The organism is Variovorax sp. 05T418, assembly GCF_056396385.1.
In genome coordinates this window covers 15,273-39,567 of sequence record NZ_JBFTLJ010000022.1, presented here as the reverse complement: position 1 = coordinate 39,567, position 24,295 = coordinate 15,273, and the positions used below count along the sequence as shown (strand labels likewise).

19 protein-coding genes are annotated in these 24,295 nt (G+C 68.6%); 7 read left to right on the top strand and 12 right to left on the bottom strand.

The window, feature by feature from the left end:
- The first annotated feature begins 23 nt into the window (after positions 1-23).
- The 5 genes from AC1DMS_RS29145 (at position 24) to AC1DMS_RS29125 (ending at position 5,072) form a co-directional block, all read left to right on the top strand.
- Positions 24-1,001 carry a Bug family tripartite tricarboxylate transporter substrate binding protein gene (locus tag AC1DMS_RS29145; protein WP_436042248.1) on the top strand — a complete coding sequence of 326 codons (978 nt, stop codon included), beginning with the start codon at positions 24-26 and terminating at the stop codon, positions 999-1,001.
- The gene (locus AC1DMS_RS29140; RefSeq protein ID WP_436042250.1) at positions 1,001-2,362 is read left to right on the top strand and encodes an FAD-dependent oxidoreductase; all 1,362 of its coding nucleotides are present in this window, start codon (positions 1,001-1,003) and stop codon (positions 2,360-2,362) included. Before AC1DMS_RS29145 ends, AC1DMS_RS29140 begins: the two co-directional genes overlap by 1 nt.
- 99 nt (positions 2,363-2,461) lie before the next feature.
- The gene (locus tag AC1DMS_RS29135; protein WP_278879699.1) at positions 2,462-3,340 is read left to right on the top strand and encodes an acyl-CoA thioesterase; all 879 of its coding nucleotides are present in this window, start codon (positions 2,462-2,464) and stop codon (positions 3,338-3,340) included.
- Between the two features lie 364 nt (positions 3,341-3,704).
- Positions 3,705-4,418, top strand: a complete 714-nt coding sequence (locus tag AC1DMS_RS29130; protein ID WP_418146559.1) for an SDR family oxidoreductase — start codon at positions 3,705-3,707, stop codon at positions 4,416-4,418.
- Between the two features lie 45 nt (positions 4,419-4,463).
- Positions 4,464-5,072: a methyltransferase gene (locus tag AC1DMS_RS29125; protein ID WP_478182062.1), complete on the top strand. Its 609-nt coding sequence runs from the start codon at positions 4,464-4,466 to the stop codon at positions 5,070-5,072.
- Between the two features lie 11 nt (positions 5,073-5,083).
- Here AC1DMS_RS29125 and AC1DMS_RS29120 read toward each other — a convergent pair whose 3' ends face one another.
- The 12 genes from AC1DMS_RS29120 to AC1DMS_RS29065 form a co-directional block, all read right to left on the bottom strand.
- On the bottom strand, positions 5,084-5,815 hold the full coding sequence (locus tag AC1DMS_RS29120) for an ABC transporter ATP-binding protein (RefSeq protein ID WP_478182061.1): 732 nt from the start codon (positions 5,813-5,815) through the stop codon (positions 5,084-5,086).
- Positions 5,812-6,567, bottom strand: a complete 756-nt coding sequence (locus AC1DMS_RS29115) for an ABC transporter ATP-binding protein (protein ID WP_307592992.1) — start codon at positions 6,565-6,567, stop codon at positions 5,812-5,814. Before AC1DMS_RS29115 ends, AC1DMS_RS29120 begins: the two co-directional genes overlap by 4 nt.
- Positions 6,564-7,547 carry a branched-chain amino acid ABC transporter permease gene (locus tag AC1DMS_RS29110; protein ID WP_278880555.1) on the bottom strand — a complete coding sequence of 328 codons (984 nt, stop codon included), beginning with the start codon at positions 7,545-7,547 and terminating at the stop codon, positions 6,564-6,566. The genes AC1DMS_RS29115 and AC1DMS_RS29110 overlap by 4 nt, the downstream gene beginning before the upstream one ends.
- Positions 7,544-8,464, bottom strand: coding sequence for a branched-chain amino acid ABC transporter permease (locus AC1DMS_RS29105; protein ID WP_012745528.1), 921 nt, complete (start codon positions 8,462-8,464; stop codon positions 7,544-7,546). The genes AC1DMS_RS29110 and AC1DMS_RS29105 overlap by 4 nt, the downstream gene beginning before the upstream one ends.
- Complete coding sequence (locus tag AC1DMS_RS29100; RefSeq protein WP_436298736.1) at positions 8,461-9,669, bottom strand: ABC transporter substrate-binding protein; 1,209 nt, start codon at positions 9,667-9,669, stop codon at positions 8,461-8,463. The genes AC1DMS_RS29105 and AC1DMS_RS29100 overlap by 4 nt, the downstream gene beginning before the upstream one ends.
- Positions 9,670-9,863: 194 nt before the next feature.
- A complete protein-coding gene (gene atpE / locus AC1DMS_RS29095; RefSeq protein WP_012745530.1) occupies positions 9,864-10,103 on the bottom strand; it encodes a F0F1 ATP synthase subunit C in 240 nt (79 codons plus the stop codon).
- A gap of 445 nt (positions 10,104-10,548) precedes the next feature.
- The gene (locus tag AC1DMS_RS29090; protein WP_478182060.1) at positions 10,549-15,282 is read right to left on the bottom strand and encodes an RICIN domain-containing protein; all 4,734 of its coding nucleotides are present in this window, start codon (positions 15,280-15,282) and stop codon (positions 10,549-10,551) included.
- Between the two features lie 126 nt (positions 15,283-15,408).
- Positions 15,409-16,260, bottom strand: a complete 852-nt coding sequence (locus AC1DMS_RS29085; RefSeq protein WP_012745532.1) for a class I fructose-bisphosphate aldolase — start codon at positions 16,258-16,260, stop codon at positions 15,409-15,411.
- 43 nt (positions 16,261-16,303) lie between these two features.
- Entirely contained in the window at positions 16,304-17,284 is a 981-nt protein-coding gene (locus AC1DMS_RS29080; RefSeq protein ID WP_478182080.1) for an aldo/keto reductase, read from the bottom strand.
- Between the two features lie 5 nt (positions 17,285-17,289).
- Positions 17,290-18,306: an ABC transporter permease gene (locus AC1DMS_RS29075; RefSeq protein WP_012745534.1), complete on the bottom strand. Its 1,017-nt coding sequence runs from the start codon at positions 18,304-18,306 to the stop codon at positions 17,290-17,292.
- Positions 18,303-19,832, bottom strand: coding sequence for a sugar ABC transporter ATP-binding protein (locus AC1DMS_RS29070; RefSeq protein WP_478182059.1), 1,530 nt, complete (start codon positions 19,830-19,832; stop codon positions 18,303-18,305). The genes AC1DMS_RS29075 and AC1DMS_RS29070 overlap by 4 nt, the downstream gene beginning before the upstream one ends.
- Positions 19,829-20,869 (bottom strand): substrate-binding domain-containing protein, encoded by a 1,041-nt coding sequence (locus tag AC1DMS_RS29065; protein ID WP_478182058.1) that lies wholly within the window; start codon positions 20,867-20,869, stop codon positions 19,829-19,831. The genes AC1DMS_RS29070 and AC1DMS_RS29065 overlap by 4 nt, the downstream gene beginning before the upstream one ends.
- Before the next feature lie 177 nt (positions 20,870-21,046).
- Here AC1DMS_RS29065 and AC1DMS_RS29060 point away from each other — a divergent pair, with 177 nt between their 5' ends.
- Both AC1DMS_RS29060 and AC1DMS_RS29055 read left to right on the top strand, forming a co-directional pair.
- Entirely contained in the window at positions 21,047-22,534 is a 1,488-nt protein-coding gene (locus tag AC1DMS_RS29060) for an FGGY family carbohydrate kinase (protein ID WP_478182057.1), read from the top strand.
- Positions 22,531-24,294, top strand: a complete 1,764-nt coding sequence (locus AC1DMS_RS29055; protein ID WP_478182056.1) for a glycerol-3-phosphate dehydrogenase/oxidase — start codon at positions 22,531-22,533, stop codon at positions 24,292-24,294. The genes AC1DMS_RS29060 and AC1DMS_RS29055 overlap by 4 nt, the downstream gene beginning before the upstream one ends.
- Position 24,295 lies beyond the last annotated feature (1 nt).

Sequence of the window (24,295 nt, the reverse complement as noted above, 5' to 3'; positions counted from 1 at the left end):
TTCACATTTCCTTTTCACTTTCCATGCACGCCACCAAGAGAGCCCTCCTGATCGCCTGCGGCCTGGCCGCCGCCGCCGCGCTGCCGCTCGCGGCCAGCGCACAGAGCAATGCCTGGCCGACCAAGCCCATCCGCCTGCTCGTGGGTTTTCCGGGCGGCTCCACGCCCGACATCGCCGCCCGCACCATCGCCGAGCCGCTCGCCAAGGCGCTCGGCCAGCCCGTGGTGGTGGACAACAAGCCCGGCGCCTCGGGCAACATCGCCGCCGACATGGTGGCCAAGGCCACCGACGACCACACGCTGGGCATCGTGATCAACGGCAATCTCACCTCGTCGAAGATGCTGTATCCGCGGCTGCCCTATGACCCGGCCAAGGATTTCACCTACCTCTCGCTGATTGCCACGGCCCCGCTGGTGCTGGTGGCGCAGAACAACCTGCCCTCGGGCACCGCGTTCTTCGACGCGGCGCGCAAGGGCGGCGACAAGTGGAACTACGGCTCGGTGGGCGTGGGCTCGGTCGGACACCTGGGCATGGAACTGCTCAAGAGCCGCGTGGCCGGCTTCAATCCCGAGCACGTGCCCTACCAGGGCAACCCGCAGGTCGTGACCGCGATGCTCGGCGACCAGGTGCAGATGGGCCTCATCCCGCCGGGCGTGGCCATGCCGCAGGTGCGCGCCGGCAAGCTCAAGGCCATCGGCCTCACGGGCGGCCGCAGCGCGCTGGTGCCCGAGCTGCCGCCGCTGGCCGACGCCGGCGTGCGCGACTTCAACCTCGAGGTGTGGGTGGCGCTGCTCGGCCCGGCCAACCTCTCGAAGACCGCGCAGGCGCGCATCAGCCGCGAGATCGAGGTCATCATGAAGCAGCCCGAAGTGCGCCAGAAGCTCTTCGACCAGGGCTGGCAGGCGGTGGGCACCTCGCCCGACGGCATGCGCCTGCGCGTGAAGGAAGAGGCGGCGATCATGGCGCGCATCATCTCGGCCCGCGGCATCAAGATCCAGTGATGGCCGCCGTCCCACACAAGACCCTGAGCGAACCGGCGCGCGAGCTGCCGGTGTTCGGCGAATACGACGTGGTGGTGGTCGGTGGCGGCCCCGCCGGCATTGCCGCCGCCGTGAGCGCGGCGCGCCATGGCGCCAGCACGCTGCTGGTGGAGCGCTACGGCTTCCTCGGCGGCATGGGCACCGCGGGCGGCGTGACCAACTTCGCGGGCCTCTACGGCAAGCGCAACGGCGAGATGACGCTGCTGGTGCGCGGCGTGGCCGACGACCTGCTTGCGCGCATCGATGCGCTGGGCGGCCTCAACACGCCGCAGGACGGCATGCAGGGCCGCATCCGCGTGCGTTCCTACGACACCTCGGCCTACAAGATCGCGGCCGACCAGCTGCTGCTCGACGCGGGCGTGAAGCTGCTGTTCCATGCCTGGGCCGCCGCGGTGGTGCGCGAGGGCGAGCGCATCGCGGCGCTGGTGGTCGAGACCAAGTCGGGCCGGCAGGCGATCCGCGCCAATGCCTTTGTCGATGCCAGCGGCGACGCCGACGTGGCGGCCTTTGCGGGCGTGCCCTTCGAAGTGGGCGATGGCCACGGCAGCGGCCTGTTCCCGACCACCATGTTCCGCGTCGGCCAGGTCGATGCGCAGCCGGCACTCGCGGCCGTCGGCGAATTCAAGGCCATCAACGACCTGATGGCGCAGGTGCAGGCACAGAAGCCGGGCGCCTACCGGTTTCCGCGCGAAGGCGCGATCCTGCGGCCCAACATCGACCCGCGCGAGTGGCGCGCCAACGTCACGCAGATCCGCAACGCGGCCGGCCGCGCGATGAACGGCGTCGATGCGCGCGAACTCACCGAAGGCGAGCTCGAAGGCCGGCGCCAGATCGCCGAGTACTTCAGGTTCATGAAGGCCGAGGTGCCGGGCTTCGCGCACTCGGCCATCGTCGAGATCGCGCCGCAGGTCGGCATCCGCGAAACGCGCCGCATCGAAGGCCTCTATGCGCTCACGGGCGAGGACATCCTGTCGTCGGCCAGCTTCGACGACAGCATCGGCATCAACGCCTGGCCCATGGAGATGCATGCCGACGGCCGCATCGAGTGGGCCTTTCCGCGCGACGAGAGCCGCACCTACAACCAGCTGCCCTGGCGCATGCTGGTGCCGCGCAGCGTCGACAACCTGCTGGTGGCCGGCCGCTGCGCTGCCATGACGCACGAAGGCCAGTCGGCCGCGCGCGCGAGCGGCGGCTGCTTCGTGATGGGGCAGGCGGCAGGCACGGCCGCGGCTTCGCTGGGTGCCAGCGCGAAGTTCGCGGAGGTCGACGTGCCGGCGCTCCAGGAGAAGCTGGCCGCCGACGGCGCCGATCTCGACCGCTGAGCCGCCGGCGAAGCACTGACCGCCCCGCGACAGCCCGCGGGCGCGGCCTTTGCTATGGTCTGGGGTTGCTTCCTTCGCATTGACGCTCTTCCTCCTCCGATGACCACCGATCCCGCCACCGCCGCCCGCCTTGTCGCCGAACTCGTCGCGCTCATGCAGCTCGAGCCCCTCGGAGGCGACAAATTCCTGGCCCAGAGCGAAGACATCGGCACGCCCGCCGTGTTCGGCGGCCAGGTGCTCGGCCAGTCGCTCGCGGCCGCGAGCCTCACGGTGGGCGCCGACCGGCCGGTGCATTCGATGCACGCCTACTTTCTGCTGCCGGGCGAGCATGCGCCCATCGAATACAGCGTGGACCGCGTGCGCGACGGCCGCAGCTTCACCACGCGGCACGTGGTGGCGCGCCAGCAGGAGCGCATCATCTTCGAGATGTCGGCCTCGTTCCAGACGGTGGACGACGGCGTCGAGCACCAGTTCGCCATGCCCGCAGTGGAGGGCCCCGAGGGCCTCGCGAGCGAACTCGACCAGCGCCTCGCGCTCGGCGATCGCCTGCCCGGGCGCTGGCGCATCAAGGGCCTGGAGCCGCACGGCATCGAATACCGCGGCGTCGAGGCCGACGACCTGCTGGCGCCGGCGGTGCGCTCGTCCGAAAGCGCCATCTGGATGCGCGCCATCGCGCCGCTGCCCGACGACCCGGTGGTGCACCGCGCGCTGCTGGCCTACGCCTCCGACCACGGCCTGCTGCGCGCCGCGATGCTGCCGCACGGCCTGAGCTTCATGAGCGGCCAGGTGCGCCCTGCGAGCCTCGATCACGCGATGTGGTTCCACCGCGATTTCCGCATGGACGACTGGCTGCTCTACGTGCTCGATTCGCCCAGCGCGAGCGGCGCGCGCGGCCTGTGCCGCGGCAGCCTGTTCACGCGCGACGGGCGGTTGGTGGCTTCTACGGCGCAAGAGGGAATGCTGCGGGTCAAGCGCTGAGGAAGTATTCGATGCTGCTGTTCAGGGCGGCGCTCCCGCCGACGGGGTACCTTGCTCCGCGAATGTCCCCCGCGCTTCGCGCTCCTCCTTGATTTCGCTGCGCAAGGCACCCCATCGACGGGAGCGTGATCAGAGCACTGGTTGATCAGCGATACACCAGCAGCGTGTCCCTGTGCACAGAGCATCGGGTGCTCCCCGCAGCGAAATCAAGGAGGAGGGACGTAGCCCCGGGGGACATTCGCGGAGGGGAGTACCCGGTGATCTGTGCACGCGCCCTGAACAACGGCGCCCGAGCCCAGCCCGTGCAAGCCCTCCGAATCCTTGGCTAAATGCGGGTCTCGCATGAAATGAACCAAGGACCCACATGTCTTCCGAAGCACAGAAAAAAGTAGCCATCGTCACCGCCGGTGGCAGCGGCATGGGCGCGGCTGCGGCGCGCAAGCTCGCGGATGACGGTTTTCGCGTCGCCATCCTTTCGTCATCGGGCAAGGGCGAGGCGCTCGCCGCCGAGCTTGGCGGCATCGGCGTGACCGGCTCCAACCAATCAAACGACGACCTCCAGCGACTCGTCGACAAGGTCATGGACACATGGGGCCGCGTCGACGTGCTGGTCAACAGTGCGGGCCATGGTCCGCGCGCGCCGATCCTCGACATCAGCGACGAAGACTGGCACCGCGGCATGGACGTCTACCTGCTGAGCGCGGTGCGCCCCGCGCGGCTCGTGGCACCGCTCATGGTCAAGCAGGGCGGCGGCTCGATCATCAACATCTCGACCTTCGCCGCCTTCGAGCCCGACCCCGTGTTCCCGACCTCGGGCGTGTTCCGCGCCGGCCTCGCGGCCTTCACCAAGCTCTTCGCCGACAAATACGCCGCGCAGAACGTGCGCATGAACAACGTGCTGCCCGGCTTCATCGACAGCCTGCCCGAGAAGCCCGAGTTCCGCTCGCGCATTCCGATGGGCCGCTACGGCAAGAGCAGCGAGATCGCGGCCGTGATCGGCTTTCTCGCATCCGAAGGCGCGGGCTACATCACGGGGCAGAACCTTCGCGTGGATGGCGGCATCACACGCTCGGTGTAATGTGGAGCGCTTAGGTAACTTTCCTCAGGAACTGGAAAGGCTCCCATGAACATTCCCGACCCGGCGCAGGAGAACATGCGCCGCACCATCGAGTCCTACGAAGCGTCCGCCCGCGAATACAACGCGATCGTGGCGGGCCACCGGCCGGCCGAAATCGAGGATGCGCTGCGCCGGATGATGCAGCTCGTGCCGGCAGGCGGCAGCGTGCTCGAGATCGGTTCCGGAACGGGGCAGGACGCCGACTTCGTGGAGGCCCTGGGCGGGGCCGTGAGGCGCACCGATGCGGTCCAGGCCTTTCTCGACCTGCAGGCGGAGCGCGGCAAGAAGGGCGAGCTGCTCAACGTCGTCACGGATGCGCTGGGCGGGCCCTACAGCGCGATCGTCGCGATGTGCGTGCTGATCCATGTCGACCGCGCGCAGATCGCGCCGGTCCTGCGCAAGGTGTTCGATGCGCTCGCGCCCGGCGGGGTCTTCCTGGCGGCGATGCGCATCGGCGAAGGCGAGACGAATGGCGACTACAAGACTGTCTACTGGGCGAAGGACCGCTTCGCCGCGCAGCTCGAGACGGCGGGCCTGCGCATGCAGTGGGAGAGCCAGTGGATCGGCCGCGGCAACGTGGCCTGGGCCAACTTCCTGGCGCTCCGTCCGCGGTAGCGAACCGGGATCTACACGCCCAGGTAGCGCGTCCAGAGCGAGCGGTCGGCGTCGAGCGCGGCCGAATCGCCCTGCCACACCACGCGCCCGCGTTCCAGGATCACGTGGCGGTCGGCCAGCGGCAGCAGGCGCTGCACGTACTTGTCGACCACCAGGATCGCCTCGCCCTCGGCCTTGAGCGTGGAAATGCAATGCCAGATCTCCTCGCGGATCACCGGGGCCAGGCCCTCGGTGGCTTCGTCGAGGATCAAGAGGCGCGGATGCGTCGACAGCGCACGCGCAATCGCCAGCATCTGCTGCTCGCCGCCCGAGAGCTGGTTGCCCGCGTTGGCCTTGCGCTCCGCGAGGCGAGGGAACAGGCCGTACAGCGCCTCGACCGTCCAGCGCGGCGCGCTGCCGGGGCGCGGCCGTGCGAAGGCGCGCAGGTGCTCGTCGACGCTGAGATTCGGAAACACATGGCGGCCCTCGGGCACGATGGCCACGCCGCGCCGTGCAATGGCGTCGGGCCTCATTGTCTTGTGTGGGCCGCCGATGGCATCGCCGCCGAAATGTACGCTGCCGCGCATCGGCGAAAGCGTGCCGGTCAGCACCTTCAGCAGCGTGCTCTTGCCCATGCCGTTGCGGCCCAGCAGCGCGAGCACTTCGCCCGCGCCAATACGCAGGTCGATGCCGAACAGCACCTGGCTTGCGCCGTAGCCGGCCTCGACGGATTTCGCGTCGAGCAATGTGGTGGCTGCGTTCATGCGTGTCCTTCCGCTTCGGTACCGAGGTACACCGCCTGCACATCGGGATGCCCGCGCACTTCGTCGGCCGTGCCGCTCATCAGCACGCGCCCCTGCACCAGCACCGTGAGCCGGTCGGCCAGGCGGAACACCGCGTCCATGTCGTGCTCGATCAAGAGGATGGCCATCGATTCGCGCAGCGACTCGATCAGCTCCACCATGCGCGCCGATTCGTCGGGGCCCATGCCGGCCATCGGCTCGTCGAGCAGCAGCAGCTTGGGTTCGGCCGCAAGCGCCAGCGCCACGTCGAGCGCGCGCTGTGCGCCGTGCGGCAGCGTGCCCGCGATGCGGTGGCGCTCATTGCCGAGGCCCACGCGGTCGGCCAGCGCCACGGCGCGTTCCACCAGGCCGCGTTCCGCCGCGCGCGGCGCCATGAAGCGCAGGCTGCTGCCCGCATGGGCCTGCGCCGCGAGCATGAGGTTGTCGTGCACCGTTTCCTTGGCAAACACGCGCGTCACCTGGAAGCAGCGCGACATGCCGGCCGCCACGCGCTGGTGGTCCTTGAAGCCGGTGATGTCCTTCTCGTCGAGCAGGATGCGCCCGGCATCCGCCTTGAGCAGCCCGGTGATCAGGTTCACGAGCGTGGTCTTGCCCGCGCCGTTGGGCCCGATCAGCGCATGCACTTCGCCGCGCTCCACGGTGAGGTTCACATGGTCGGTTGCGAGCAAGCCGCCGAAGCGCTTGACCAACCCTTCGATTCTGAAGAGGCTCATGCTTTACTCCCTCGCCCCTCTGGGGAGAGGGTTGGGGTGAGGGGCAAGCGGCGCTTGTACAAGGCTGCGAGCCCTTTGGGCGCCCACAACGCAACAGCAATCAACAGCAACCCGAGCGGCATGTGCCAATGCTCCGTGTGCTGCTTCAGCGCTTCCTCGAGCACCAGCCAGACCACGGCGCCCACCGGCCCGCCCCAGCTGCGTCCCAGTCCGCCGATCACCACCATCACCAGCAGCGTGGCCGACTGCGTCCAGTGCATCGTCGCCGGGCTCACGAAGCCATTGCCGCCCGCGAGCAGCGCGCCCGCCAGCCCCGCGATGGCGCCGGCGATGGCAAAGGCCACGAGCTGCAGCTTGAACACCGGGTAGCCCAGCGCCCGCATGCGCGTCTCGTTGTCGCGGATGCCCATCAGCGCATGGCCGAAGCGCGATTGCGTCGCGCGGTGCAGCCACCAGAGCGCGAGCGCCACGATGGCCAGCACCACCCAGTAGAAGTTCGATTCGTTGCCGAGGTCGAGCCCCGGCAGCAGCGTGGGCCGGCTCATCAGCGTGTAGCCGTCGTCGCCGCCATAGCGGCGCAGCGAAACCACCACGAAGTACAGCATCTGCGCAAAGGCCAGCGTGGTCATGATGAAGTAGACGCCGCGCGTGCGCAGCGCCACCGTGCCGATCAGCGCCGCGACGAGGCCGGCCACCAGCGCGGCCAGCGGCCACATCACCCATGCGGACACCACGCCCGCATCGCTGAGCGCCACCACCGTGTAGGCGCCCATGCCGATGAAGCCCGCATGCCCGAGCGCCACCATGCCGCCGAAGCCCAGGATGAAGTTGAGGCTGGCAGCCGCCAGCGCCACCACGAGCACGCGCCGCACGAAGCCGATGTAGAACTCGAGCCCGAACAGCGGCGCGACCAGCGGAAAGGCCGCGAGCAGCAGGAGGAGGAGCAGCCCGAGGCCGAGAGAGCGTGAGGACAACTTCATGACCGGGCGGAGAAAAGGCCCGAAGGCCGGAAGATCAGTACGACGACCATCAGCGCGTACATCGCGACTTCGGCGAACAGCGGTCCCAGGTCGGCCGCGGTGGCCGGCGGCAGCGTGGCGCGCAGCAGCATCGGCACGAAGGCGCGTCCGACCGTGTCGACCACGCCCACCATCAGTGCGGCCACGAAGGCGCCGCGCACCGAACCGATGCCGCCGATCACCAGCACCACCAGCGCCGGAATCAGGATCGCCTCGCCCATGCCGACCTGCACCGCGACGATCGGCCCCATCAGCGCGCCGGCCAGCGCGGCCAGCGCCGCGCCGAGCAAAAACACGCCGTTGAAGATGCGGCCCACGCGCACGCCCATCAGCTCCGCCATCGGCCGGTCGGACGCGCCCGCGCGCACCCGCATGCCGATGCGCGTGTGGTTGACCAGGAGGTAGAGCGCGAGCGCCACCAGCAGCCCGCCCGCGAGGATCACGAGGCGGTAGGACGGGTAGGGCAGGCCGTCGACCAGATCGATGGGCCCCGACAGCGCGGCCGGCGTCGGCGCCATCACCGGCGACGGGCCCCAGGCCATCTTCACGATGTCGTCGGCCACCAGGATCACGCCGAAGGTGGCGAGCACCTGCGCCAGGTGGTCGCGCGTGTAGAGGCGGCGCATCAGCAGCACTTCGAGCAGCAGCGCCACCACCACCGTGACCGCCACCGCGATCACGATGGCTGCCGTGAACGAACCGGTGCGCGTGTGCGCCTCGGCCGCCACGTACGCGCCCGACATGAAGAGCGAGCCATGCGCGAGGTTCAGCACGTCCATGATGCCGAACACCAGCGTGAGCCCCGCTGCCAGCAGGAACAGCATCAGCCCATAGCCGAGGCCGTTGAGCAGCTGCTCGAGAACGAGGATGCCGCTCACTTGAGGGGACACTTGTCGGCGTACGAGTCGCCGTAGTTCGTGAGAACCGTGTTGATCAGCTTGTTCGTGACCTTGCCCTGCGCGTCCTTGCCGATCACGCGCAGGTAGAAGTTCTCGACCGGATAGTGGTTGTTCGCGTACTTGAAGCTGCCGCGCGTGGATGCGTAGTTGGCCTTCTTCAGTGCGGCCACCACGGCCTCGCGGTTCTGCGCGTTGCCGCCCGATTGCTTCACGGCCGCGTCCATCGCCAGGATCGCGTCATAGGCCTGCGCCGCATACACGGAAGGGTAGCGGCCGTTGTATTCCTTGCGGAACGCGGCCACGAAGGCCTTGTTGGCGGCATTGTCGAGGTCGTGCGCCCAGTGCGAGGTGTTGAACAGGCCCAGCATCGGTTCGCCCACCGCGCCGATCACGTCCTCGTCGGCCGAGAAGCCGCTGGTCACGAGCGTGATGTCCTTCGACAGGCCCGCGCCCACGAACTGCTTGATGAAGTTGATGCCCATCGCGCCGGGCAGGAAGAAGTAGATGGAGTCGGGCTTGGCCGCGCGCAGCTGCGCGAGCTCTGCGGCGTAGTCGATCTGGCCGAGCTTGGTGTAGAGCTCGTCGGCCACCTGGCCCTTGAACTGGCGCTTGAAGCCGCCCAGTGCATCCTTGCCCGCGGGATAGTTGGGCGCGATCAGCACGGTCTTCTTGAAGCCGCGGTCCTGCGCGAACTTGCCGGCGGCCTCGTGGAACTGGTCGTTCTGGTAGGCGGTGCCGAAGAAATAGGCATTGCACTGCGCGCCCGCGAACTGGCTCGGGCCGGCATTGGCCGAGAGGTACGGCACCTTGGCATTGAACAGCGTCGGGCCCACGGCCAGCGCCACGTTGGAGCCGATCGGGCCGCTGAAGAGGTCGATCTTGTCGCGCTGGATCATGCGGTCGACCAGCTGCTTGGCCTGGTCGGGGCTGCCGGCCATGTCGGCCTGCACGAACTCCACGTCCTGCCCGCCGAGCTTGCCGCCCAGCTGCTTGATGCCGAGCGCGAAGCCGTCGCGCGCCTCGGCGCCCAGGGCCGCGAATGGGCCGGAGATGTCGAGCGCCAGGCCCACCTTCACGGGCGCGGCCACGGCCGACGCCGCGCCACCAAGGGCCGCGCCGCAGAGCAGCAGCGAGAGCAGGGTGCGCGGCAGCAGCGCGGGCGACTTCGGGGACGGGTGGCTCATGGATTCTCCGGCAGAGGAAGGGTGAAACGGCGCCCCGGCGCCGCGCCATGCAGCACCGAAGACGTCGAACCGTTGATAGCTAAATACTTTAACCATAAACAATTCGCTGTCAACGGTACTAGCACGAATGGTGCCAATGGTCCGTGCCGCTTCCTGGTGCGCGGGGCCCGTTTCGGTGGGCCTTTTCGCCGGCTTCAGCCGAAGGGATTGGCCGTTGCAAACCACAGGCCGATGCCGGTGGCGATGATGAATGCGCCGTCGGTCACGCCCGCCACCAGGAAGAACTTGGTCTGCAGCGTGTCGACCAGTTCGGGCTGCCGCGCCGTGCTCTCGAGGAACTTCTGCCCGACCAGCCCGATGCCCAGGCAGGAGCCGAGCGCTGCCACGCCGATGAGCAGGGCGACTGCGAGGGGAAGGATGTTGAAGCCGGTCATGGTGTTTTCTCCAGTGGTTGATCGATGGAGGTACTTTCCCAGAGCGGGTGCGTACGGTCGATGACGTGGGAGGTCATGCTTGAGGCGAAAACGACGATCGCTGTTTGTGGGTGGTGGGCGCGCTCCCGCCGACGGGGTGCCCTGCTCCGCGAATGTCCCCCGGCCTGCGGCCTCCTCCTTAATTTCGCTGCGCAGGGCACCCCATCGGCGGGAGCGTGTTCAGAGCACTCGTTGATCAGCCGCGAACCGACAGCGTGCCCGGTGCGCAGGGCATCGGGTGCTCCCCGCAGCGAAATCAAGGAGGAGGGGCGTAGCCCCGGGGGACATTCGCGGAGGGGAGTACCCGGTGGCCTGGGCACGCGCCCTGAACAAGAGCGCCCTGAACAAACAACAGCGCCTGAACAGCAGCGCCCTGAACAAGAGCGCCCCGAAACAAAAGCAAGCCCTAAGGCAGCTGCGTCCAGTTCTGGTTGTTCCCCCCATTGCAGGTCCACGTGATCAGCGCCGTGTCCTGCGTCGTCGAGCCGTTGGGCACGTCGAGGCACGAGCCCGAGGCGCGGTTGCGCAGCGTGCCGCCGGCCAGGCTCCACTGCGCCGCGTTGCCCGCCGTGCATGCCAGCTGCACCACTGGCGCGTTCGTCGTCGCGGTGCCGTTCTGCGCCAGGCACAGGCCGCTGTGCTCGGCCACCAGTTGCACATAGCCGCCCGTGACCGACGTCACCGTGAACTTCTCGTGGCTCGCCGTGCCGCAGGGCCACTGCACCGCCACCGTGCCGCTCGCCGTCGCCCCGCCCTTGATGTTCACGCACATCGTCGGATTGAGGTCCGAGCGCAGCCGCGTCACCACCGCCGGGGCCGTGTCCAGCGAGCGCACGTACTCGCGCAGCGCCACCACGTCCGTCGACGGCAGGCTCGATGCATTGCCGTGGCCGCTGTTCAGCACGTCCTGCAGCGTCGCGGCCTGCCCGTTGTGGAAGAAGGCCGTCGTGTTCCAGGTGCCCGAGAGCGTCGGCGTGTCGAAGCCCAGCCCCGCGAGCGGCTGGTTGTGGCCCTTGCCCGACGAGAGCTGGATCGTGCCCACGTCGTGCCGCAGGCCGTCGCGGAAGGTGCCGCCGGTGTGGCAGGTGGCGCACTGCGCGGTGTTGAACACCGTCTGGCCGCGCGCCGCCTCCACGCTCAGGCTGCCGTCCGCCGCACGCGCCGGGCTGCGCATGTACTTGTTCAGCGAACTCAGGTAGGCCGCAAGATCGTCGAGTTGCGCACTCTTGCCGGCCTTGGGCGCGCCCAAGGGGTCGGCCGTGGCGGCGAAATCCGCATTCGTCAGAAAGCCCGTGCCGCCGAACTCGTTGCGGATGTCGTTCTCGAAATCCTGCACCTCGTCGAAGTTGGCGGTCCAGTGCATCTTGCCGTGGCCCGCGCCGCGCCGGCCCATGAGGCTGATGGTGCGTCGCAGGCCCTCGCCGCGCTGCGTGAAGTCCCACACCATGCCGTCGTCGCCGCCGTCCGCATGGCAGCTCGCGCAGGAGATGTAGTTGTCCTTGCTCATGCGCCGGTCGGAGGCGTTGTAGAACACCTGCTTGCCGCGCAGCGCCGCGGCCGCCATCGGCTCCTGCGCGACCGTCGCCACGTTCTGCAGGAAGGTCGCCGCCGCCGATTCCGACGACAGCACCAGCGACACGTCGTGCACCGACACCGAGCGCGCAAGGAAGTTGTTGACGAACAGCCGCTTGCGCGCCGCATCCAGGTACAGGCCGTGCGGCGCACTGCTCGCGTTGATCTCTCCGCGCACGGCCCGGCTGTACGGGTCGACGATGGCGACGCGGTTGCCTTCCATCTGCGCCACGAAGAGGTAGTCGCCGGGCGGAGAGAACAGCGCCGCGCGCGCCGGGGCGCGGTCGTCGAAGTCGATCTGTTCGCCGAACACTTCCGCCGCCGCCTGCAGGTCGACCTGCGAGAGGATGGAGCGCACGCTCTGGTCGTGCGTCAGGTCCACGCCGTCGCGGAAGCGGCCGCGCACGATGTTGTCCTTCTTCGAAGGCAGCACCGCGCGCCGGCCGTCGGGCGAGATCACCACCTGGCTCAGGTAGTTGGCCACGCCGCGCGCGCGGCTCTCGGTGTCCACCGTGGTGGTGTCCACCGGCAGCGCGATGGTGGGCATTGCGCTCATGCTCTGCAGGTTCACCTTGTGCAGCTGGCCGCCCGTCAGCTTCGACTTGAAGCGGGTGACGTAGGCCACCTGCGCATCGGAGCTCACGGCAATGCCGCGCAGGCTGCCTTCGAGGGCGACGGCGCCGGTGGTGGCGCCGTTGCTTGGGTCGAAGCTCATCAGCACCGACTTGCTCTCCAGCGTCAGCAAGCCCTTCGCGCCGTCGGGCGTGAAGGCCACGCCGTAGGGGCCGCTGCCGTAGGCCAGCGGCACGGTGGCCGAGAGGCTGCCGTCGGCCGCGCTGAGCGCCACCAGCTTGTCCTCGCCCTGCACCGCGACCCAGATGCGCCCATCCGGTCCCACGGCCAGCGTCTTCGGCTCGTCGCCCACGCGCACTTCCCAGCGCTTCGCCAGGGTCTGCGCGTCGATGGCGGCGACCGTGCCGCTGTCGGGGTTGAGCGAGTAGACCGAATTCGCATCGCCCGCGATATTGGTCGTGTGCGTGGGCGCCCGCGCCGTGACCGGCACGATCACGGTGAGGTTGTAGGTGTAGAAAGTCTCGCGGCCGCTTGCGTCGCGCACCGTCAGCGTCACGGTGTAGTGCCCCGGCCGTGTGTAGGTGTAGGTGTAGCGCGGCTGGGTGGAGTAGGCCGTCTGCGTGCCGTCGCCGAAGTTCCAGCGGAACTGCGCGCCGCTGCTGCCGAGCGTGGCCGGGTCGAACACCAGCTGGCCGTTGACGATCTTCGGACCGCCGCCGATGCCGGGGTCGCCGATGATCGCCTGCCCGCGCAGCGTGGCCACCTCGCCGTCGGTGAGCACGCGGCTGTACACGCGCACTTCCGCCAGCGTGCCCTTGAACAGGTCGGCGTTGCCCTGGATCTGGCCCATGACCTGGAACTTGTTCGCGAGCCCCTTGGTGCCGGTGAGGCCCGTGGAGCTGGTCTTCACGCCGTCCACGTACATGGCCTGCGCGCCCGAGGCCGCATCGCGCGTCATCACCACGTGGTGCCAGTTGCCGTCGTTCACCGCCGCCTGCGAGCGGGTGCCGGGGTTGTTGGTGGCCTTGTTCGCGACCGAGAGGTTCATGAAGCCGCTGCCGTCGATCCAGCCCCAGAACACGTCGTCCGCTCCGCTGGCCTGGTCGCGCCCGAAGATGCCCGGCGCGGTCCATGGGTTCGCGCTGCCGGCCTGCGTGGTCTTCATGTAGAAGCTCAGCGACGCGGTGCCGCCGAGCACGGTGGCGACGCTTTCGTTCTTCAGCGGCACACCGGCGGTGCGGTTCGCGAAGCTCATGCCGATGCTTTCGAAGGTATCGCCCGACGCCGGCGTGCCGTTGTTGCTGCCGATGGAGTCGGAGAGGTTGCCGGCCAGCGTCCAGTAGTGCTGCAGGTTGATGTCGGTCGCGTTGCCGGTGTTGAAGGTCGACTTGAAGTCGGCGCCGATGGCATTGCCCGCATAGTCCTTCACGCCGTTGGCAGGCAGGAACACTTCATAGCTGGTGCCCGGAGAAAGCGGCAGCTCCGGGTGGAAATTGATGATGCCCAGCTGCACGCTGTAGGTGCCCGCGAGCGTGTTGCCGCCCACCGGCCGCACGATGAAGGTGTTGGCGTTCACGCTCTCGGGGCGGATGCTGTCCGTCATGCCCAGGCCGATGCGCGAGCTCAGGGCCTGCTGCTTCGCGCCGTTGGCCGGCGAGACCTGCTTCACCTCGGGCCGGGTGGTGTCCGGGTCCACCGCATGCACGACGAAGCCACTGCCCGAGCCGTGGTCGTTGCCCACGAAGACCAGGTTGCCGAACATCGCGACCTGGCCGTTGTCCGAATGCGAGTAGTTCGGGTCGTCCTCGCGAAGGATGCTGCCGCGGCCCACCTCCACGTGATTGAGCGGATTGCTCACGTCGACCTTGTGGATGCGCGTCTGCGCGCCCTGGATCACGTAGTTGTCCTGCGTGGCGCAGTACAGCTGTTCGTCGATGGCCAGCCGGTTGTCCTCGGCCACGAAGCGCGAGCGGTCGGAGAGGTCGTAGCTGTACATCTTCGCGCCGCTGCCGCGCGTCGAGACGTGCAGGTTCCTGCCGTCGAAGCAGGTGGCGTAGTAGAACGGCGTGGTGCCCACGATGGAATCGAGCACCTTGGGGTTGAGCGGGTCGGAGATGTCGAGGCTCGCGAAGCCGCCGTTGCTTTCCATCGCGGTCAGCACCATGTGGTTGCCCATGGTGAAGATCGGACCGATCCGGAAGTTGCCGAGTTCGCCCGTGGGCACCGGGTTGGGCTTGCCGGCGCCGCGGTTCGCCACCACGGCGTTCGCGGGGTCCGCGGCATCGACGATGAAGATGCCGCGGCCCGCCGAGGCCACGTACAGGTAGGGCGCCTGCCACCAGAGCTGCCAGGCGACGTTCTCGTAGTCGCCGCCGTTGACGCCGGGCAGCGCCAGCTTCTTCACCTGCTTGATGTCGTTGATGTCGGTGAAGTCCCAAAACTCGACGCCGTTGATGCTGGGCAGCACCACGTACGTCTTGCCGCCGATCTTCGCGGTGCCGAAGGAATGCGTCTCGCGGAACTCCTTGATGCGGCCACCTGTCGCGTCATCGGGTTCGTAGATCTTCTTGACCAGCCGGATCTGGCGCGGGTTCGACACGTCGTACAGCAGGAAGCCGCCCGGGCCCAGGCCGCTGTCCGGCGCGAAGGAGGTGAGAAAGTAGCCGTTGACCATGATGCCCGCGTTCATGCCGTAGTCCTTGCGGCCCGGGTAGGTGGCGGGCACCTCGCGCGACTCGTAGGCACTGCTGTGCGCCGGGTCGAGCGGGTGCGCGAGGCTCGTGATCATCGACACCGGCTTGAACAGTTCCGCCGATGTGTAGCTGAGGTTGCCCAGGCCCGGCCCCTGCAGCGGGAGCGGGTCGGCAACGGCCTCGGAAACCGCCGTGGCCATGTTGCCGAGGGTGGTCATCGGGCTGACCCCGGTGATGGCCGCATGCGTCAGCAATGTGACGAGCGGGGCCAGGAACGCCATCACGAAATACCGGATCTTCATCGTCGCCTCCAGGTTGTTGGAAAGTCGCAGGGCAACCCATTGCTCGATCCCTCTCCAGTGCGCGCGCAGGACGCACCCCGGCTGGCGACGGGTGCATCGCCTGCCGTGCTGATTTCTTCTTTTGCCTTACTTCGCGCCGTCCGATTCGTAGAGGGCCCAGGCCGCCTCGGCGCTCGCGCCGCGGTGGATCATGGCCATCAGCGCACTCACCACCGCCGAAGGATTGGCGTGCTGGTAGACATTGCGTCCGTACACCATGCCGACGGCGCCCTGGTCCAGCAGCACGCGAGAGCGCGCGAACACCTGCTGCAGGTCTTCGCGCCCGCCGCCGCGCACGAGCACGGGGCAGCGCGCGGCCTGCACCACGCGGTGGAAGTCCTTCGGGTCGCTGGTCGGGTCGGCCTTGACGATGTCGGCGCCCATCTCGCGCGCAAGGCGCACCAGCGTGACGATTTTTTCGGCGTCGCCGTCGACCTGGTAGCGGCTGCCGGGCGTGGGCGACTGCATCACCAGCGGCTCGATCATCAGCGGCATGCCGTAGCGGTCGCAGTCGGCGCGCACGCGCGCGATGTTCTGCACGCACTGGCGGAACAGGTCGGGCTCGTTGGGCAGCATGAAGAGGTTGACCACCACGCAGGCCGCGTCGCGCTGCACCGCCGGCAGCACCGGGTCGTGCTCGTTCTGCAGCTGGGCCCACATCACGCGGTGCAGCGTGGCGTTGTAGGGGTTGCCCATGTCGATGCGCATCACCAGCGCGGGCTTGTTGCGCCCCGGGCGGTCCTGCAGCAGGTCGGACTGGCCGTAGTTGAGCTGGATCGCATCGGGGCCGGCGGCCAGGAGCTTCTCCATGACCTGGGGCATGTCTTCCAGGCCGTCGAGGAAGGAGGGCTCGTTGCACACGCCGTGGTCCAGGGCGATGTCCAGGCAGCGGCCGTTGGTGAGCAAGCGGTTGAGCCGCGCTGTCTTGTCTTTCGACATCGGAAAGAACTCCTTGTAGGGGATCGGAAAAAAGAAGCGAAGCTCAGGCGAGCGCGCCCAGGTGGCGGCTGGCCGCGGCATCGATCAGCCGCAGCGCGTCGCCGCCCAGCGCGACCGCGCCGGCGCCGGCGTTCTCGATGGCCTGCTGGCGCACGCGTGCGCCGCACAGCGCGACAGCCACGGTGCCGCGCGCGACGGTCCACGCGATCATCATCTGGCCGAAGGAGCAGCCGAGCTTTGCGCGCACGGGCTCGAGTTCCTCGAAGAAGGCCTTGAGCGTTGCTCGGTTGGCCGAGCTGAAGCGCGGATTGCTCGCGCGCTGGTCGTCGCCCTTGAACTCGCGTGCCGGATCGATGGGCCCCGCGAGCAGGCCGAGCGCCAGCGACGAATAGCCGAGCACCGCCACGTTGTGCTCGCTGCACAGGGGCGCGAGCGTCTGCTCGATCTCGCGGTCGATCAGGCTGTAGCGCTCCTGCGCCGCATCGACCGGGCCGTGGCGCAGGTATTCGGCGAGCGTCTCGGGGCTCACGTTGCTCACGCCGATGGCGCGGATCTTTCCCTCTTTCTTGAGCGCGAGCAGCGCGTCCATGGTCTCGGCCACGGGCGTGGTGCTGTCCTGCCAGTGCGTGATGTAGAGATCGATGTAGTCGGTCTGCAAGCGCTTCAGGCTCTCTTCGCATTCATGGAAGATCGACTCGCGGCCGAGGTAGCGGTACACGGGATGTCCGTCTTCCTCGAAGAAGTGCGTGCCCTGCTGCGTGTGCCACACCAGCCCGCACTTGGTGGCGATCACGGCCTCGTGGCGGCGCCCCTTGAGCGCGGTGCCCACGATGCTTTCGGAGCGCCCCAGGCCGTAGGCCGGCGCGGTGTCGATCAGGGTCACGCCCGCATCCAGCGAAGCCTGGATCGCCGCCTCGGCCGCCGCGTTGTCGCCGCCGCCCCACATCCATCCGCCCATCGCCCAGGTGCCCAGGCCAATGGCCGAGCATTCGATGCCCGAGGGGCCCAGCGCCGTCTTCTTCATCGTCGTCATCGCGTTGTCTTTCTCGTGTTCAGGAGGTGGTCGATGGTCACGGCCGCGAGCAGGATCAGGCCCTTGATCACGTCCTGCCAGTAGGGCGACACGTCGAGCAGGATCAGCGAGCTGGTCACCACCGACAGCAGCGCGAGGCCCAGCACCGCGCCCAGCACGGTGCCGGAGCCGCCCTTGAGGCTCGCGCCGCCGATCACCGCGGCGGCAATCACGTTGAGTTCCATGCCCACGCCGAAGGTGGGCGTGGCCGCGCCGAAGCGCGCCGTATAGATCACGCCGGCCAGGCCCGCCGATGCGGAACACAGCACCGTGACCCAGAACTTCACGCGCCCCACGCGGATGCCCGAGTACAGCGCGGCCTTCTCGTTGCTGCCGGTGTAGAACACGCGCCGCAGCAAGGTCGAGCGGCGCAGCACGAAGTCGCTCACCACCACGATCGCCACGAAGATCAGGATCACGGCCGGAACGCCGAACAGCGTGCCCTGCCCGATGAACTTGAACTCCGCCGGCAGCGAGAACAGCGACTGCGGCGTGCCCTGCGTGAGCGCCAGGCACAGCCCGCGCACGATCACCATGAAAGCCAGCGAGGCGATGAAATGGTTCAGCCCGATGCGCGTGACGCAGCCGCCGATCATCGCGCCGACCAGCCCGCTCGCACCGATGGCCACCAGGCTCGCGATCCATGGGTCCACGCCCATCAGGAACAGCTTGCCCGTGACCACCATCGCGAAGCAGACCACCGAGCCCACCGACAGATCGATGCCGCCGACGATCAGCAAAATGGTCATGCCCACCACCACGATGCCTTCGATCGAGAAGGACAGCAGCATGGCGCGCACGTTGTCCCAGGTGAGGAAGTAGGGCGATGCGAAGCTCATCGCCACGCACAGCACCGCAATGATCAGCAGCAGGCCCATCTCGCGCATGCTGGTGAGCTTGCTGGCGGGCTTCACGGGGCCGCCTCCCGATGGGCGCGGTGCCAGGCCCGCATCGAGTTGTGCCGGGTAGTTCATGCCATCTCCTCCTGTTCGCAGAGTCCGGAGGCCAGCCGCAACAGGGCTTCCTCCGTCATGTCGTTGGAATTCAGTTCGCCGGCCAGCCGGCCATCGCGGATCACCAGCGCCCGGTCGCACAGGCCGATGATCTCGGGCAGCTCCGAAGAGATCACGATCACGCCCACGCCCTGGTTCGCGAGCTCGCGCAGGATGTGGTGGATCTCCGACTTGGCGCCCACGTCCACGCCGCGCGTGGGCTCGTCCATCAGCAGCACCACGGGGTTGGTGGCCAGCAGCTTGGCAATCGCCACCTTCTGCTGGTTGCCGCCCGACAGGCTCGACACCTCGATGGCCACGCCGTCCGACTTGAGCTTGAGCCTGGCGCCCAGCTCGCGGGCCAGGCGGTGTTCGGCCGCGCGCTGCAACAGGCCCCAGCCGGAGCTCACGCGCCGCAGCGCCATCGACGAGATGTTCTGCGCGATCGGCAGGTCCAGGTACACACCTGCTGCCTTGCGGTCTTCGCTGAGGTAGGCGATGCCTTCGCGCAGCGCATCGCTGTACTTGCGGATCGCGATCGCCTTGCCGTGCAGGCGCAGCGTGCCGCGCGTGGCAGGGCGCAGGCCGCAAATGGTCTCGGCCAGTTCGCTGCGGCCGGCACCCATGAGCCCGGCAATGCCGAGGATCTCGCCGCGCTGGAGCGCAAACGAGATGCCGTGCACGCGCTCGCCATCGGCGATGTCCACCGCTTCGAGCACCGGCCCGGACGGTTCGGTGGCCTTTTGCTTGGGCGGGTAGTAGTTGCCGAGGTCGCGCCCCACCATGCGGCGCACCAGCTCGTCGGCGGTCATGCCGGCGAGCGGTCCGCAATGCACGTTGCGCCCGTCGCGCAGCACCGTGACGCGGTCGCAGTGCGTGAATATTTCAGCCATGCGGTGGCTGATGTAGATGATGCCGATGCCCTGCGCCTTCAGGTCGTGCAGCACGCGAAAGAGCGCGGCCGATTCGTTGTCGGTGAGCGCCGCCGTGGGCTCGTCGAGGATCAGCACCTTGCAGTCCAGCGTGAGCGCCTTGGCAATCTCCACCAGCTGCTGGCTCGAGATGCTCAGCTCTCGCACCGGCGTGGCGGGAGCGATGTCCTGCCCGAGCCGCGCCAGCACCTGGGCGGCGCGCGCGTTCAGGCTGGCGTAGTTCATCCAGGCCTGCCGGCCGGCGTTGATCTCGGGCATGAAGATGTTCTCGGCCACCGTGGCGTCGGCGCACAGCGCGATCTCCTGGTGCACCAGGCCGATGCCCAGGCGCATCGCGTGCGCCGGGCCGTCGATCACCACCTTCTGGCCGTTGAGAACGATGTCGCCTTCGTCGGGGCGGTGGATGCCGTCGATGATGTTCATCAGCGTCGACTTGCCCGCGCCGTTCTCGCCGCACAGGGCGTGGATCTCGCCCGCCTGCAGCGAGAAGTCCACGCCCGAGAGCGCGCGCGAAGCGCCGAAGCGCTTGCTGATGCCGCGCAGTTCGAGCAATGCAGAAGAGCCCACAGCGCTCACTCGCCGATTCCCTTGGTGCCGCGGCGCGCGAGGTACTTGTCCCAGTAGAAGTCGTCGGCATTGGCCTTGCTGACCACCGACAGGCCGTTGTCCAGGAACGGCACCGACATCGGATTGGTGCCGTTGCGCTTGGCGTCGTTCATCGGGTCGATGAGCGAGGGGTTCTTTGCCAGGAACAGCATCATCATGCCCATGTAGCCCTGCATGCCCTGGTTCGGGTTGATGGCGCCGAACACGTCGCCGGCCTTGATCATGTCGAGGATCTTGGCGTTCACGTCGCAGCACATCACGCGGATGTTCTTCTTCGATTCGATCTTGGCCTGCGCGGCACCCAGCGCCGAGTTGGCCTCGGGCATGAACAGCGCACCCAGGTTCGGGTTGGCCTGGGCCAGGCTCAGAACCGCCTGGTAGGCCTTGCTCGGGTCCTGGTTGCTGGCGGCGCGGCCGACCAGCTTCATGCCCGCATGCTTGGTCTTCATGCGGTTGACGAAGGCCGCGATGCGGCGGTCGTGGTTGTCCTGGCCCGGGTTCTCGAGCACCGCGTATTCGCCCTTGCCGCCCAGCGCCGCGGCAATCGCGTCGGCCGCCTGCGTGCCTTCGCGGTCGTTGTCAGACGTGATGAAGGAGGCGCGCTTGGAGTTGGGCGAGTCGGCCGCGAAGGTCACGACCGGGATGCCCATGGCCACCGCCCGGTTGATCGGCTCGATGAACGGATCGGGGTTCATCGGGTGCAGCAGGATGCCCGCGGGCTTGCGCGCCAGCTCCTGCTCGAACGAGGCCAGCTGCTTGTTGACGTCGTACTCGGGCGTGCCGGTGTAGCGCGTGCGCACGCCCAGCGTGCGGCCCAGCTGCTTCATCATCTCGTAGACCGGAAACCAGTATTCGACGCCCGACACCATCACGTTCATCACGTAGACGTCGCTCGCGTTGCCGCGCAAGCCGGTGGCGGCGGGCGTGGGGGTGGATTGCGCAAATGCGCTGGTGCCGGCCAGGCCGATACCGGCGGCCGCCGCGGACTTCAGGAAATTTCGCCTCATCTTGTGTCTCCTCGCGTTGACTGGCAGAGCTTGCGACCTGCCTTGCGAGCAGATCTTCGGACCTCGTTGTCACGACAGTTGTTATGACAGGTAGAATGTAATCGCGGGTTGTTCGCCGCGATAACTAGGGGAAACGCTACTGGCAAGCTGCTTTCAACTCGCCGAAGCTGTTATGACATGAAGTCCAACATATTGATCGGCGTCGACATGGGCTCGAGCAGCCTGAAGGCGCTGGCCCTCGAAGCCGCGAGCGGCCGCACCGTCGCCTTGTCCCGCATGCCCCTGCCGCACGACCGGCTGCCCGGCGGAGGCTGCGAAGTGGGCGCGCCCGCGATCCGCGCCGCGCTGACGCATGTGCTGCGTGATGTCGTCCGCCAGCTCGGCCCGCGCGCAGCCGAAGTCCGCGCCATGGCCTGCACCGGCCACGGCGCCGGCCTCTATGCGCTCGATGCCGGCAACCAGCTCATCGGCGGCCGCGCCGTCGGCTCCACCGACCAGCGCGCCGATGCCCGGGCGCGCGCGCTGGCGGCGAGCCACGGCGTGCAGTTGTTCGAGGAGGTGGGCTGCAGCCCCTGGCCCGGGCAGCCCACGGTGATCGCGGCCGAGCTGCTGGGTGCGGATGCCGTGCAGCGCGGCGAACTGCACCGCCTGCTGTTCGCCAAGGACTACCTCGGCTTTCTGCTCACCGGCCAGATCGCCACCGACGCCAGCGATGCGAGCACCGCCGGCCTGGTGTCGCTTGCCACCGGCAGCTGGTCGCGCACGGCCCTCGAGGCCTCGGGCATCGCGGAGCTCGGCGCGGGCGCCTTCGGCCCCATCGTGCCGAGCGGCACCACGATCGGAAAGCTCCTGCCCGCCGAGGCCGCGCTGTACGGCCTGCCCGCTGGCATCCCGGTGGCCATGGGCGCGATCGACCTGCTGGCCTCGATGACCGCGATCCGCGCGGAAGGGCGGGGCCGCGCGGTATCGGTGCTCGGCACCTGGTGCGTGAACGCGGTCGTCGGCCCGGTGATGGCGCCCAAGCCCGCCGTCGCGGCCATCGTGAATTTCGGCCGCGGCAACGCGCGGCTCTACATGGAGAACAGCCCGTCCTCGATGGCCAATATCGCCTGGCTGGCCGGCGTGCTCGCGCTGCCCGATGCGCGCGCGGTGGTCGACCTGGCCATGACGGTGCCGCTGGGCGCTGGCGGCCTGCGCTTCCTGCCCTTCGTCAATGGCGGAGGCGGCGTGACGGCCGGCTTTGTGGGGCTCAAGAGCCATCACACGCGCGCCGACATGGCCCGCGCCGTGGTCGATGCCGTGGCGGCGCTGCATGCGCGGCACACGGCGCGCCTGGCCGCGGCCGGCCTCGCGGTGGGCCAGACGACGGTGCTCGGCGGCGGCGCGGGCGACGCGCGCCTCGTGCGGCTGCTCGCGGCCTTCCTCGGGCGCCCGGTCGAGCGCTGCGCCGACGACGAGACCGGTGCGCGCGGTGCCGCGATCTACGCCGCCATGTCGCAAGGGCTGGGCGACGCAGCGCAGGGCAGCGCCTTGCTCGCGCCCTGCGACGTGATCGAGCCCGATGCGCGCGAGGCACGCGCCCATGCGGATTTCAACGCCGGTTTCAACGAACTGATCGACAGCATGTCACCTGTATTCACCCACATTGCGGAAAGCGTGCAATGAGCGCCTGGCAACTTCCCTTCGTGCGCCCGGCTTCGCTCGCGGGCCGCCATTTCTCTACCGTGATCGTGGGCGCCGGCATCAACGGCGTGGGCGTGTTCCGCGACCTGTCGCTGCAGCGCGTCGACTGCCTGATCGTCGACAAGGGCGACTTCGGCGCCGGCGCCAGCAGCGCGCCCTCGCGCATGATCCACGGCGGCCTGCGCTACCTGGAGAACGGCAGCTTCTCGCTGGTGGCCGAAGCCACGCGCGAGCGCAATCTGCTGCTGCGCAATGCGCCGCACCTGGTGCGGCCGCTCAAGACGGTGGTGCCGCTCGCGAGCTTCTTCGGCGGCCTGATGAGCAGCGCGCTCAAGTTCTTCGGCCGCACCCCGCCGCAGCGTACGCGCGGCCTCCTGGCCGTGGCGCTGGGCCTGCGGCTCTACGACATCCTGGGACGCCGCCAGCGCGTGATGCCGGGGCACCGCATCAGCCGCGTGCCACTGGCCGACCGCAGCCTGTTCCGCACGGCGATCCGCTGGACCGCCACCTTCTTCGATGCGTGGATCAGCCATCCCGAATGGCTCATCCTCGAGCTGATCGGCGATGCCTGCCGCGACCAGCCGCGCTCCGCGGCCGCCAACTACTGCCGCGTGATGGGCTGCGCGGGCAACATCCTCACCTTGCGCGACGAGATCGCCGGCGAGCTCGTGCGCGTGACCGCCGACACGGTGGTGAACGCCACCGGCGCCTGGCTCGACCGCAGCGCGGCCGTGCTCGGCGGCGCCGGCCCGCGCGTGATGGGCACCAAGGGCTCGCACCTCGTGCTCGACCATCCCGCGCTGCGCGATGCGCTCGACGGCCGCATGGCCTACTTCGAGGCGGTCGATGGGCGCGTGTGCATCGTCTATCCGTTCCTGGACCGCGTGCTGGTGGGCTCCACCGACATCCCGGTCGAGGACCCCGACCAGATCGTCACCGAGCCGGCCGAGGTCGACTACCTGATCGACGTGCTGCGCGAGGTCTTCCCCAACATGGCCTTCGGCCGCGGCGACGTGGTCTACACCTATGTGGGCGTGCGGCCGCTCGCGCGTTCGGAGGCCGACAAGCCGGGCCAGATCTCGCGCGACCATTCGGTGGTGGTCGATCCGCCGAACGCGACGCGCGACATCGCCATCGTCGGCCTCGTCGGCGGCAAGTGGACCACCTTCCGCTCGCTGGCCGAGGAGGCCACCAATGAGGTGCTGCAGCTGCTCGGCCGCTCGCGCACCGCATCGACCGAGCTGCTGCCCATCGGCGGCGGCGCGGAACTGCCGGCCGATGCACCGGCGGCCGAGCGCTTCGTCGAGAAGATGATGGGCGCCTCTGGCATGGACCGCAGGCGCGCACTGACCCTGCTCGGCCGCTATGGCTCCAAGGCATTGCCGCTCGCGCAGCGGCTCGCGGCCTCGGGCGATGTGCCGCTGCAGCATGCACCGGACTACTCGGCCGCCGAGCTTTCCTACCTGTGCCTGGAGACCGGCGTGCTGCACCTGGACGACCTCGTGATCCGCCGCACGCTGCTGGCCATTCGCGGCCTCGTCACCGACGCCGCGCTCGCCGAGATCGCGGGCGTGGCGGCCGAGGCGCTGGGCTGGGACGCCACCCACGCCCACAACGAGCTGTGCGCCTGCGCCACCGCGCTGCGCGAGCGGCACAACGTGCGGCTGCACCCGGTGGCGGCCGGCGAGGCGCCTTCTTTCGATGCATCATTGATGGCCAGCTCAGTCCTCGGCCAAGCCTAAA